The organism is Phenylobacterium sp. GW823-FHT02A09 (assembly GCF_058797775.1).
Genome location: NZ_JBXAJZ010000003.1, coordinates 169,919 through 182,224, shown reverse-complemented (window position 1 = coordinate 182,224; position 12,306 = coordinate 169,919). Strand labels below are relative to the sequence as shown.

The 12,306-nt window shown below is 68.0% G+C and carries 9 protein-coding genes and 1 pseudogene; 4 read left to right on the top strand and 6 right to left on the bottom strand.

Annotation, left to right across the window (positions count from 1 at the left end; genetic code table 11):
• Positions 1–63: 63 nt before the first annotated feature.
• A complete protein-coding gene (locus AC1Q87_RS13525) occupies positions 64–621 on the top strand; it encodes an FxDxF family PEP-CTERM protein (protein WP_492609445.1) in 558 nt (185 codons plus the stop codon).
• 117 nt (positions 622–738) lie between these two features.
• Positions 739–1,329 (top strand): HD domain-containing protein, encoded by a 591-nt coding sequence (locus AC1Q87_RS13520; RefSeq protein WP_492609444.1) that lies wholly within the window; start codon positions 739–741, stop codon positions 1,327–1,329.
• A 28-nt stretch (positions 1,330–1,357) separates the two neighbouring features.
• Here the strand turns inward: AC1Q87_RS13520 and phoB are convergent, their stop codons facing one another.
• From phoB to pstC, 5 genes and pseudogenes are all read right to left on the bottom strand, one after another.
• A complete protein-coding gene (gene phoB / locus AC1Q87_RS13515) occupies positions 1,358–2,050 on the bottom strand; it encodes a phosphate regulon transcriptional regulator PhoB (protein WP_293400417.1) in 693 nt (230 codons plus the stop codon).
• A 12-nt stretch (positions 2,051–2,062) separates the two neighbouring features.
• The gene (phoU, locus tag AC1Q87_RS13510; protein WP_492609443.1) at positions 2,063–2,758 is read right to left on the bottom strand and encodes a phosphate signaling complex protein PhoU; all 696 of its coding nucleotides are present in this window, start codon (positions 2,756–2,758) and stop codon (positions 2,063–2,065) included.
• 10 nt (positions 2,759–2,768) lie between these two features.
• Positions 2,769–3,604: pseudogene (gene pstB / locus AC1Q87_RS13505) on the bottom strand (phosphate ABC transporter ATP-binding protein PstB).
• Between the two features lie 44 nt (positions 3,605–3,648).
• Positions 3,649–4,941 (bottom strand): phosphate ABC transporter permease PstA, encoded by a 1,293-nt coding sequence (gene pstA / locus AC1Q87_RS13500; protein ID WP_492609442.1) that lies wholly within the window; start codon positions 4,939–4,941, stop codon positions 3,649–3,651.
• On the bottom strand, positions 4,934–6,376 hold the full coding sequence (gene pstC, locus AC1Q87_RS13495) for a phosphate ABC transporter permease subunit PstC (RefSeq protein ID WP_492609441.1): 1,443 nt from the start codon (positions 6,374–6,376) through the stop codon (positions 4,934–4,936). Before pstC ends, pstA begins: the two co-directional genes overlap by 8 nt.
• Before the next feature lie 244 nt (positions 6,377–6,620).
• Between pstC and AC1Q87_RS13490 the strand changes: the two genes are divergently transcribed.
• A complete protein-coding gene (locus AC1Q87_RS13490; protein WP_492609440.1) occupies positions 6,621–9,053 on the top strand; it encodes a TonB-dependent receptor in 2,433 nt (810 codons plus the stop codon).
• Between the two features lie 78 nt (positions 9,054–9,131).
• Here AC1Q87_RS13490 and AC1Q87_RS13485 read toward each other — a convergent pair whose 3' ends face one another.
• The gene (locus AC1Q87_RS13485; RefSeq protein ID WP_492609439.1) at positions 9,132–10,532 is read right to left on the bottom strand and encodes an ATP-binding protein; all 1,401 of its coding nucleotides are present in this window, start codon (positions 10,530–10,532) and stop codon (positions 9,132–9,134) included.
• A 211-nt stretch (positions 10,533–10,743) separates the two neighbouring features.
• On the opposite strand from AC1Q87_RS13485, the gene AC1Q87_RS13480 reads away from it, so the two are divergent.
• The gene (locus AC1Q87_RS13480) at positions 10,744–12,258 is read left to right on the top strand and encodes an OprO/OprP family phosphate-selective porin (RefSeq protein WP_492609438.1); all 1,515 of its coding nucleotides are present in this window, start codon (positions 10,744–10,746) and stop codon (positions 12,256–12,258) included.
• Positions 12,259–12,306: the final 48 nt, after the last annotated feature.

Here is a 12,306-nt window from a genome sequence, read left to right as displayed (position 1 = left end):
TCGCGGCCGGCTAATTGCGCGTTCCAATAGCGTCAATCTTCCAGGCACAACATTAAGTGGTGAATGGGCCTGGCGCACAGTAAGCTGGAGTACCCTATGAAGAAGCTGTTTGTCGGGGCCGCGCTCGCCGTCTCGATGTTGGCCGCCGCTCCGGCCGCCAACGCCGCGCAATACCTCAACCTGACCACCCCGGCCGCTGACGGCTCGATCACCGGCGTGTTCGGCGACACCGCCGTCGCCGGCGGCGATTTCTCGCACGTCTTCGACTTCATCTTCCCGACCAACGGCGCCGGCGGCGCGACCATCAGCTCGATCCTGACGCTGGGCTCGCCCTCGACCAACATCAACTTCACCTCGGTGAAGCTGAACGGCGTCGCGCTGGACCTGGTGTCGGAAGGCAACGTCGAGTTCCGCTCGCTGTTCAACCTGCCGATCACGGCCGGCGCGCAGAAGCTGGAAGTCTTCGGCTGGAGCGGCGGCAACGGTTCGTACAGCGGCACCCTGACCTTCGGGTCGGCGGTTCCGGAACCGGCCACCTGGGCGATGATGATCATCGGCTTCACCGGCGCCGGCGTCGCGATCCGCGCCAACCGTCGCAAGGGCGCCCTGGCCACCGCCTAAGCCCCCGACGATCTGACGGCTTCAAGGACCCGCCCGCCTCGCGCTGGCGGGTCCTTTTGTTTTGACGCTCCCGCTCCGCGGCCGCACGATGGCGCAAACAACGAGAGGGAGGCCGCCATGGCCGACGGCGAGATCCAGGCGAAGGCCCAATTCACGGCCATGACCGAGGGCACCCAGGAGGACTGGATGGCCATCGTCAAGGCGGCCGGCCCGTTCAATCGCGAGCTCGCCGACCGGCTGCTGGTTCACCTCAACATGCTGAAGGGCGATGACGGCGGCTATCCGGTCGATCGGCTGGAGCACTCGCTGCAGACCGCCACCCGCGCCTTCAAGGACGGCCGCGACGAGGAGTACGTGGTCTGCGCGCTGATGCACGACATCGGCGACATCCTGGGCCCGGCCAACCACGCCGAGGTCGGGGCGGTGATCATGAAGCCGTACGTGTCGGAGCGGAACCACTGGATGCTCGACAAGCACGGCATCTTCCAGGGCTACTACTTCTTCCACCACCTGGGCCTGGACCGCGACATGCGCGAGCAGTTCCGCGGCCATCCGGACTTCGAGTACACGGCGCAGTTCTGCCACCTGTACGATCAGAACAGCTTCGATCCGGCCTACGAGTCGATGCCGCTGGAGGCCTTCGAGCCGATGCTGCGGCGCGTACTGGCCGCGCCGAAGCGTTCGATCTACCGGCGCGAAGAAGCCTAGGCTCTCCCCCAGAGAGGGAGCAGCCCGGTCAGGCGTCCATGTCCAGCGAGTAGCCGGCCGAGCGCACGGTGCGGATCGGGTCGGCCATCGTCTCTTCCTTGTTGAGCGCCTTGCGCAGGCGCCCGACGTGGACGTCGACAGTGCGGGCTTCGACATAGACGTCCGAGCCCCAGACCGCGTCCAGCAGCTGCTCGCGGCTGAACACCCGGCCCGGGTGCTGCATCAGGTAGTCGAGCAGGCGGAATTCGGTCGGGCCGAGGTGGATTTCCTTGCCCGCCCGCTTCACCCGGTGGGCGACGCGGTCGATGGTCAGGTCGCCGATGTGCACGCGATCCTCGGCCAGGCCGGGACGGATGCGGCGCAGCACCGCGCGGATTCGCGCCGACAGCTCGCTCATCGCGAACGGCTTGACGATGTAGTCGTCGGCCCCGGTGTCCAGGCCGCGGATCCGGTCGCTCTCCTCGCCGCGGGCGGTGAGCATGATGATCGGCACGTTGCGGCTTTCCGAGCGCTGGCGCAGCCGGCGGCAGACCTCGATCCCCGAGATCTTCGGCAGCATCCAGTCCAGGATGATGATGTCAGGCAGACGCTCGGAGACCAGGGTCAGGGCCTCCTCGCCGTCGGCGGCCACGACCACGTCGTAGCCTTCCTTGTCGAGATTGTATTGCAGCAGGGTCGAGAGGGCGTCTTCGTCCTCGACCACCAGAATGAAGGGCGTCAAGTCAGCAGGCTCCTAGGCGCTCAGCGCGTCGGTCTTCGGCCGGTCCGCGGAGATCATCTCCTCGCCGGTGATTTCGTAGTGGATGATCTCGGCGATGTTGGTCGCGTGGTCGCCGATGCGCTCGAGGTTCTTGGCCACGAACAGCAGATGGGCGCAGGCGGTGATCGTCCGCGGGTCGCCCATCATGTAGGTCAGCAGTTCGCGGAACAGGCTGTTGTAGTGCTCGTCGACCTCGTCGTCGCGCGACCAGACGGCCAGGGCGCGGTCGAGGTCCGAGCCGGTATAGGCGTCCAGCACGTCCTTCAGGCGGCCCGCCACCAGCCGGCCCATCCGCTCGATCGAGCGGGTCAGCGGGCTGATCGGCTCGGCCTCGTTGAGGATCATGGTGCGCTTGGCGATGTTCTTGGCCAGGTCCCCGCAGCGCTCGAGATTCGAGGCGATCTTCATCGCCGCGACGGTCTTGCGCAGGTCGTTGGCCATCGGCTGGCGCAGGGCGATCAGGCGGATCGCCTTGCGCTCGATGTCGGCCTCCAGCACGTCGAGCCGCTCGTCGCGGCCGACCACGGCCTCGGCCAACGCCTGGTCGCGCTTGACCACCGCCTCGAGGGCGTCGCCGACCTGGGCCTCGGTGAGCCCGCCCATCCGCGCGCAGTCGGCGGTCAGGGCGTTCAGTTCGTCTTCGTAGGATTTGACGATGTGCTCGTTCATGTCCCTGCCCTTAGCCGAAGCGGCCGGTGATGTAGTCCTGGGTGCGGCTGTCGCGCGGGTTGGTGAAGATCTCGCCGGTGGGACCGGCCTCCACCAGCTTGCCCAGGTGGAAGAAGGCGGTCTTCTGCGACACCCGCGCGGCCTGGGCCATCGAGTGGGTGACGATGACGATGCAGTACTGGTTGCGCAGCTCGTCGATCAGTTCCTCGATGCGCGCGGTGGCGATCGGGTCGAGAGCCGAGCACGGCTCGTCCATCAGGATCACTTCCGGCGACACGGCGATGGCGCGGGCGATCACCAGGCGCTGCTGCTGGCCGCCCGACAGGCCGGTGCCCGGCTGATGCAGGCGGTCGGCGACCTCGGCCCAGAGGCCGGCGCGCTTCAGCGAAGATTCGACGATGCCTTCGAGCTCGGTCTTGCCCGAGGCGATGCCGTGGATGCGCGGGCCGTAGGCGACGTTTTCGAAAATCGTCTTCGGGAACGGGTTCGGCTTCTGGAACACCATGCCGACGCGGGCGCGCAGCACCACCGGGTCGATGGAGCGATCGTTGACGTCCTCGCCGTCCAGCTCGATGCGGCCGGTGACCTTGCAGCTCGGGATGGTGTCGTTCATCCGGTTGATCGAGCGCAGGAAGGTCGACTTGCCGCAGCCCGACGGGCCGATCAGGGCGGTGACGGAGTTCTCGGGCACGTCGAGAGAGACGTCGAACAGCGCCTGCTTCTCGCCGTAGAAGACGTTGACGTCGCGGGCGCGGATCTTGATCGGCGCGTTGGGCAGGGCCGCGTGACCGCGGTCGACGGCGATGTGGACAGGGGCGGCGGCTGTATCGTGAGCCATGGCGTCATCTCGCTGGCTGGGCATGGAAAACCTCGGGATCAGGCGCATCGCGTCACCACCGCCGCTCGAAGCGGCGCCGAACTAGGATGGCGGCCAGGTTCATGACGATCATGAAGACCAGCAGCACGATGATGGCGGCGGCGGTGCGTTCATGGAAGCCGCGCTCGGAGGCGTTCTCCCAGATGAACACCTGAACAGGCAGGACGGTGGCTGCGCCGGTGAAACCTTCCGGCACGCCGGGCACGAACGAGACCATGCCGATCATCAGCAGCGGGGCGGTCTCGCCCAGGGCGTGGGCCAGCGACAGGATCGAGCCGGTCATCACGCCGGGCATGGCCAGCGGCAGCACGTGGTGGAACACGGTCTGGGTGCGCGAGGCGCCGACCCCGAGCGCGGCCTCGCGGATCGAGGGCGGCACGGCCTTGAGCGCCGAGCGGGTGGCGATGATCACGGTCGGCAGCGACATCAGCGCCAGCACCAGACCGCCGACCAGCGGCGAGGAGCGCGGCACGGCCAGCCAGTTGATGAACACCGCCAGGCCGAGCAGGCCGTAGACGATCGACGGCACCGCCGCGAGGTTGTTGATGTTGACCTCGATCAGGTCGGTCCAGCGGTTCTTCGGCGCGAACTCTTCCAGATAGGTCGCCGCCAGCACCCCGATCGGGATCGCCAGGGTGGCGGTGACCAGCAGCATCATCAGCGAGCCGACGATCGCGCCCAGCACCCCGGCCTGTTCCGGCTCGGTCGAGTCCGAGCGGGTCAGGAAGCCGGTGTTGAAGCCGGAGCTGACCGCACCGGAGGCCTTCAGCTTGTCCATCCAGTCGAGCTGCTGGTTGTCGAGCTTGCGCTCGTCCTCGGGCGTGGCGCGCTTGATCTGGCCCTTGAAGTAGAGGGCGGCGTCGGACTTGACCGGGCCGGTGACGGTCACGGTCTTGCCGATCAGGCTCGGATCCTCGCGCACCATCTTCAACAGCTGGAAGCCGAGGTCGTTGGACATGATCTCCAGGACGTCGCCCGACTTGTTCCCGAATTCGTCGTCGGTCTCGCCGAGCTTGGCCAGCACCGAGTTGGCGACCAGCATGTCGTAGTTGGCGCCGCTGGGATCGGCCTTGTCGATCTTGCTGGCGTCCAGGTGGACCGGGACGGTGATCTGGTAGTCGATGAAGGTCGAGTAGCCCTGGGTCACGATCCGGCCGAGCAGGATCGCGAGGAAGGACAGCGCGACCACGATGGCCAGGCGGCCATAGAGGCGGAAGCGCATTTCCTGGGCGTGGCGCTTCTTCAGCCGCGCCTCGACGGTCTGGCGCAGGCTGTTCGCGGTGGGCGTCAGGGCGGCGTCAGTCATACTGTTCCCGGTATTTCTGCACGATGCGCAGGGCGACGATGTTCAGCATCAGCGTCACCGCGAAGAGGGTGAGGCCGAGGCCGAAGGCCGACAGCGTCTTGGGGCTGTCGAATTCCTGGTCGCCGGTGAGGAGGGTCACGATCTGGACGGTCACGGTGGTGACGGTGTCCAGCGGATTGAGGGTCATGCGGGCCTGCAGGCCCGCGGCCATGGTCACGATCATGGTCTCGCCGACGGCGCGGGAGACGGCCAGCAGCAGGGCGGCCATGATCCCCGGCAGCGCGGCGGGCAGCACCACCTTCTTGACCGTTTCCGAGCGGGTGGCGCCCATGGCCAGGCTGCCGTCGCGCAGCGACTGCGGCACGGCGTTGATGATGTCGTCGCTGAGCGAGGAGACGAAGGGGATCAGCATGATCCCCATCACCGCGCCGGCGACCAGGGCCATCTGGTTCTGCACCTGCATCAGGTACTGGGCCAGGCCGTCGAAGCTGCCGCCGGCGAGCTGGGCGCCGATCCAGTTGAAGAACGAGCGGAACAGCGGCCCCACGGTCAGGGCGGCGAAGAAGCCGTAGACCACGGTCGGCACCCCGGCCAGGATCTCCAGCAGCGGCTTCACCACCGACCGGGTCCAGCCGCTGGCGTATTCCGAGAGATAGATCGCCGAGAACAGGCCGATCGGGGCGGCGACCAGCATGGCGATGAGCATGATCAGAAAGGTGCCGACGAAGAGCGGCACGGCCCCGAAGGCGCCGGCGCCGGCGAACTGGTCGGCGCGCATGGCGATCTGCGGGTTCCATTCGGTGCCGAACAGGAACTCGTGGATCGGCACGGCCTGGAAGAACCGCCAGCTTTCCCAGACCAGCGAGGCGATGATCCCCGCAGTGGTCAGGATGGCGGTCACCGAGCAGACGATGAACAGGCCCGCGACCCAGCCCTCGACCTTGTTGCGGGCCCGGAACTGCGGGGAGATGCGCGGATAGGCGATGAAGGCGCCGGCCAGCGCCAGGATCGCGCCCAGGCCGATCGAGCCGTACTGGATCAGACCGGTGAGTTGCTGCGACTTGGCGGCCTTGGCTTCGAGCGCCGTCTTCAGCGCGCCGTCGTAGATCGTTTCGCTGGGCGTGCCGCCGCGGGCGATGGCGCGGGCGTCGTCATAGAAGACGTCCTGTTGCGGCGCGGTCAGCTCCTGGACGGCGGCCGGCGGATCGGTCCGCAGCAGCCCCTCCTCCAGCCGCCCGCCGAACATGGCGAACAGCAGGATCAGCAGGGCGGCGGGCACGCCGACCCACAGGGCCGCATAGCTGCCGTAGTAGCCGGGAAGCGAGTGAAGCTGCACGGGCTTGCCGCCAGTGGCGGCCACCGCGCGGCGGCGCCCGGCCATGTAGGTGGCCAGCGAGAACAGCAGCAGCGCCGTCAGGGCGATCCAGGTGAGCATCGAAGGTCCATGCCGTTGCGCGAGCCGGACACTTGAGTGGCTGTTCGCCCCTCTGCCCGCCCGGGCTGGAAAGTGCCCGCCTTATGCTGTCGGGCTGCGACAGTTCGATGACAGTTTCATTACGATGTGCGGCCCGGCCCCTATCACATCCGTCAGCTAGGCGTGGTCGCAGGAACTCCGCACCTTCCACCCTGGATAGGCCGCACGCGCACGACAGAGGCGCGGCGCCGGAGGAGGAAGAGAGATGCCAGGACAATTCAGCCTGCGCGGACTGCTGGCGCTGAGCGTCAGTACGGCCGCGCTGTTTTCGGCCGCGCCCGTGGCGGCCCAGTCGTCGGGGCAGAGCGCCACCGAGATCGAGGCGGTCGTCGTCACCGCCCAGCGCCGGGAAGAGACCGCCAACACCATCGGCATGGGCATCCAGGCCGTCACCGGCGAAACGCTCGACAAGCTGCACGTCACCAACGTCAAGGATCTGAGCACCTTCGCGCCCAGCTTCAGCGTCTCGCAGAGCTATCAGGGGGTGCCGACCTACACCCTGCGCGGGATCGGCTTCAACACGATCAACATGTCGGCCACCTCGACCGTCGGCACCTATACCGACGAGGTCGCCTACGCCTATCCGATGATGAACACCGGCCCGATCTACGACCTGGAACGGGTCGAGGTGCTGAAGGGGCCGCAGGGCACGCTCTATGGCCGCAACACCACCGCCGGCCTGATCGACTTCGTGACCCGCAAGCCGACCGAGGAGTTCCAGGCGGCGATCACCGGCGAGATCGGCAACTACAAGACCCACAACTTCGAGGGCTATGTCAGCGGTCCGATCGCCGACCGCATCCAGGGGCGCCTGGCCTTCCGCACCGAGGACAGCGACGAGGGCTGGCAGATCAGCAACACCCGCGGCGAGCGCCAGGGCGAGGTCCACCGCTACGGTGGCCGCGCCTCTCTGGCGATCCAGCCGGCCGACACGCTCTCGATCGACGTCTCGCTGACCGCCTGGCGCAACAAGTCCGACACCGTCGCGGCGCAGGGCATCGGCTTCACCCCGGCCACCACCGGCAGCCCGTTCAACGCGCCGGGCCTGGCGGCCTACATCGCCGCCAACGCCCCGACCACGGCCGACCGGGCCGACTGGGCGCCGCTGTCCGTGCGTTCGGCCGACATCGGCGTCGGGATCGGCATCGGCGGTCCGCTGCGCGAGAACAACGACTTCTACGCCGGCAAGGTGCGGATCGACTGGGACGTCGGCGGCGACATGCGGCTGGTCTCGCTGACCAGCTACAACAAGCTCGAGCGCAACGCGAAGTTCGACTGGAGCGGCGCGCCCTACGAGATCCTGATCCAGCACGCCCAGGGCGACATCGAATCGATCGCCCAGGAAATCCACCTGGAAGGCTCGGGCGAGAACTTCTTCTGGCTGGTCGGCGGCTATGTCGCCCGCGACCGCATCCTCGACTCCAACCGGACCCTGCTGGGCCAGAACGCCAACGTCACCCTGATCCGCACGGTCGGCCAGCCGCTGCTGGCGACGCCGTTCAACTCGGGCGGCTACACCTCGGCCCAGCTGAACCAGTCGTTCCGGACCTATCAGGACATCGGCCGCATCGAGACCGACACCTGGAGCCTGTTCGCCAACGGCGACTATCGCATCAACGACCAGTTCAAGCTGACGGCCGGCATCCGCTACACCCAGGACAAGCAGGACTATGCGGGCTGCTCGCGCGACGTGAACGGCAGTATGCTGCCCAACGTCAACGTCGTGAACCGGGCGCTATTCTTCCCCGCCTACGGGATGGTGGCGCCGATCGGCCCCAACGACTGCAACACCTTCGATCCGGCCAAGCGGGCCTTCGGCCTGGTCACCTCGACGCTGGACGAGGACAACGTCGCTTGGCGCGTGGCGCTGGACTGGACGCCGGCGGAGGGCGTGCTGGTGTTCGGCTCGATCTCGCGCGGGGCCAAGGCCGGCGCGACGCCGATCAACGCGGCCAACATCTCCACCCAGAACGCGCCGGCGACGCAGGAACTGCTGACCGCCTACGAGCTCGGGGTGAAGGCGGCGCTGTTCGATCGCCGGGTGCAGGCCAATGTCAGCGCCTTCTACTACGACTACGAGGACAAGCAGCTCAGCGTCTATTTCGCCGACCCGATCTATACGGCCCTGGCGCGGCTCGCGAACGTGCCGGACTCCGAGGCCTACGGCCTGGACGGCGAGGTGACCTGGCGCGCGACCCAGGCGCTGACCCTGATCGGCTCGGCCACCTTCCTGCACACCGAGGTCAAGAACTACATCGGCATCAACGCCGCCGGCCGGCCGATGGACTTCGACGGCAAGCCGTTCCTCTACAGCCCGAAGTTCCAGGGCGGTCTGACGGTGCTCTACAGCCGCGACCTGAGCGAGAACCTCGGCCTGCAGGCCGCGCTCGCCGGCCGCTACCAGTCCAAGTCGCACGCCGACCTGGAAGGCGACCCGCGCTTCGTCATCGAGGACTACGGCGTGCTGAACGCCAGCCTGGGCGTGCATGCGCTGGACGACCGCTGGGAGCTGTCGCTCTGGGGCCGCAACCTGACCGACGAGTATTACTGGAGCGCGGTCAGCAGCAACGCCAACGTCGTGGTCCGCTTCCCGGGCCAGACCCGCACCTACGGAGCCTCTCTGACCTTCAAGTTCTAGGGCCGCAGAGCTCCGGCGGCCGGATTTTCCCCGCCCAACTGAACCCCGGGCCCGCGCCCGGGGATTTTTGTATCCGCCTCAGGCGGCGGGCTCCTCGGCCTTCACCATCGGGAAGTAGGCGCTGAAGGTCGCCCCTTCGCCCTGCACGCTTTCGACCGTCAGCCCGCCGCGGTGGCGATTGACGATGTGCTTGACGATGGCCAGGCCCAGGCCCGTGCCCGAGCGCTCGCCGCTCTTCTGACCCTCGACCCGGTAGAAGCGCTCGGTCAGGCGCGGCAGGTGCTCGCGCGCCAGGCCGACGCCGGCGTCCGACACCCGCAGCGCCGCATAGAGGTCCGAGGCGCGATCCGGGGTCAGCAGCGAGAAGCGGGCCGCGCGCGGATCGCCCACGGCGGCTGCGGCGCCGGCCGAGACGCCGTTGCGCAGCGATATCCGCACAGCTTCGCCCTGCGGCGTGTACTTGATGGCGTTGTCGACCAGGTTCTGGATCACCTGGATGATCTGGTCGCGGTCGCCGGCGATCATCACCGAGCCGCGGCCGGGAAGGTCGACGGGCTCCAGCCGCACGCCGCGATCGCGCGCCACCGGCCCCAGCGAATCCAGCACGTCCATGACCGCCATGATCAGGTCGACCTCGCCGTGCGGCGCGATGTGCTCATTCAGCTCGATGCGGCTCAGCGACAGCAGGTCGTCGATCAGCCGCGACATCCGCTCGGCCTGGGCCTGCATGATCGACAGGAACTTCTCGCGTGCGCCGGGGTCGTCCTTGGCGTGGCCGCGCAGGGTCTCGATGAACCCGGCCAGCGACGCCAGCGGCGTGCGCAGTTCATGGCTGGCGTTGGCCAGGAAATCGGCGCGGGTGCGCTCGGCCCGGCGGATGTCGGTTTCGTCGCGCAGCACCAGCAGGGCCAGCGGCGCGCCGTCGGCTGCCTGTCCGACAGGCTTGGCGATGGCCCGCATGACGCGTTCCTGGGCGCCGCCCATCTCGTAGACGGCTTCGGCGACGGTCTGCTCGAACAGCGCCTTGTCGACGGCTTCGAGCACGTCGGGGTCGCGGATCACTGTCACCAGCATCCCTGCGTCATATTGTACGCGAAGAGTTTCCCGGGCGGCGGCGTTAACCAGCACGAAACGCCGCCCTGTGAGGTCATCAGGCTCATGGGCGGCGATCACCAGCACCGGGTCCGGCAGGGCGTCGATCAGGCTCGCATAGGGCGGCGCGTCCTCGTGCGTGGCGCGTTCGAAGGCGCTGGCGGTCGGGGCGGCGACGCCGACCCGCTCGGCCACATGCCAGGCCGCCAGACCGGTGACGCCGCTGACCACCAGCAGCATCCATGACACCGCCTGCGCGTCGGCGCCGACCAGCAGCGCAAAACCAAGGATGGCGAACGCGCCCGCCGCCCCGGCCGTCAGCACAGGGCCGACCGGGCCCAGCCAGGCCGGGAGAGCTGACCGCGAAGACGACGGCGGAAGCGCCAAGGCGAATCGATCCTGCAACACGACGAACAACGAAGCCCGACCCTTATGTCACCGGGATGACAGCGACCCAAGCGCGAGGCTGCGACCGATACGCGCTGTCAGGAAATCTGCGACCGCTTGAAGTCAAACTCGATTTTTCCGATAGGATTTATCGCGTCTACATGCGGTCGAGTTTGAAACGAACTCCAACAAAACGAGGGGCAAGAACCACATGACGTGGAAAACCAAACTCATCACCGGGGCGGCGGCGATCGCCTTCGCCTGGCCGGGACTGGCCGCCGCCGACGAGGCGACCGACGCGCGCATCAAGGCGCTCGAGGAACAGCTGGAGCTGCTGCAGTCGCAGATCGCCGACCTCAAGCAGTCGACCGCCAACAACATCGCCGACGTCCGTAAGGAAGCGACCGCCACGACCGTGTCGCTGGCCAACGGCCGTCCGACCATCGCCACCGCCGACGGGAACTTCACCGCCTCGTTCCGCGGCGTGTTCCAGCTCGACGCCGCCCACTACGACCAGGCCGCCGCCGGTCCGCTGGGCACCGACTTCCGCCGCGGCTCCTACGGCGACGCCAGCGAGAACGACCACGCCCGCGACCTGAGCGACGGCGCCAACTTCCGCCGTGCGCGGATCGGCATCGAGGGCAAGGCCTTCGGCGCCTTCGACTACAACTTCCTCTACGACTTCGGCGGTTCGGGCACCGAAGAGGCCGGCAAGATCAGCGCCGCCTGGGTGCAGTACGGCTTCCCGGTCGCAAACCTGAAGCTGCGGATCGGCGCCTTCTCGCCGCCGTCGGGCCTGGAAGAAGCCGTCTCCACCAACGGCTCGCTGTTCGTCGAGCGCGCCTCGCCGTCCGAGACGGTGCGCAGCATCGCCGCCGGCGACGGCCGCACCGCGGTCGCCCTGCTGGCCGGCGGCGACAACTGGACCGGCACCGCGGCGATCACCGGCAACATCATCGGCACCTCGAGCTTCGACGAGCAGACCGCCTTCGTCGGCCGCCTGACCTATGTGCCGTTCCGCCGCGACGACAGCCTGATCCACGTCGGCGTCAACACCTCGATCGTGTTCAGCCCCGCCGCCGGCGGACCGGATGTAGCCGGCGCGCCGGCGACCACCAACATCCGGCTGCGCGACCGCCCGGAAATCCGCGTCGACGGCACCCGCCTGATCGACACCGGCAACATCGACGCCGACGGCCTGACCGCCATCGGGGCCGAGTTCGGCGCCCAGTGGAAGAACCTCTACGTCCAGTCCGAGTACTTCGACATCAAGGTCGACCGGAAAGGCGCGCTGAGCGATCCGGACTTCAACGGCTGGTACGCCCAGGCCGGCTGGACCATCACCGGCGAGCCGCGCCGCTACAGCGCTGGCACCTTCGACGCGCCGCGCCCGGCCAAGCCGTTCGACCTGAAGAAGGGCGCCTGGGGAGCTTGGGAGCTCGGCCTGCGTTATTCGCAGCTGGACCTGAACTATCTCGCGGGCGCGCCGGGCACGGCTCCGGTCGCCTCGGCGATCCGCGGCGGCGAACAGGAGATCATCACCGTGGGCCTGAACTGGTACGTCAACAACGTGCTGCGGTTCCAGGCGGCCTTCCAGGACGTGTCGGTGGACCGTCTGTCCCCCGGCGGCACGGCCTTCGGCACCGGGACGGCGACCCCGCCGGCCGGCGCCCAGGTCGGGCAGGACTTCAACATCTACTCGCTGCGCACTCAGTACGCGTTCTAACCCCAAAGGCGGGTTGGCGCGGCTACGGCCGGCCGCGTCCGCCCGCCG

Coding starts and splice junctions, on each gene's coding strand:
- AC1Q87_RS13525 (WP_492609445.1), top strand. CDS start 64: ATGGGCCTGGCGCACAGTAAGCTGGAGTACCCTATGAAGAAGCTGTTT.
- AC1Q87_RS13520 (WP_492609444.1), top strand. CDS start 739: ATGGCCGACGGCGAGATCCAGGCGAAGGCCCAATTCACGGCCATGACC.
- phoU (WP_492609443.1), bottom strand. CDS start 2,758: ATGAACGAGCACATCGTCAAATCCTACGAAGACGAACTGAACGCCCTG.
- pstA (WP_492609442.1), bottom strand. CDS start 4,941: ATGACTGACGCCGCCCTGACGCCCACCGCGAACAGCCTGCGCCAGACC.
- pstC (WP_492609441.1), bottom strand. CDS start 6,376: ATGCTCACCTGGATCGCCCTGACGGCGCTGCTGCTGTTCTCGCTGGCC.
- AC1Q87_RS13490 (WP_492609440.1), top strand. CDS start 6,621: ATGCCAGGACAATTCAGCCTGCGCGGACTGCTGGCGCTGAGCGTCAGT.
- AC1Q87_RS13480 (WP_492609438.1), top strand. CDS start 10,744: ATGACGTGGAAAACCAAACTCATCACCGGGGCGGCGGCGATCGCCTTC.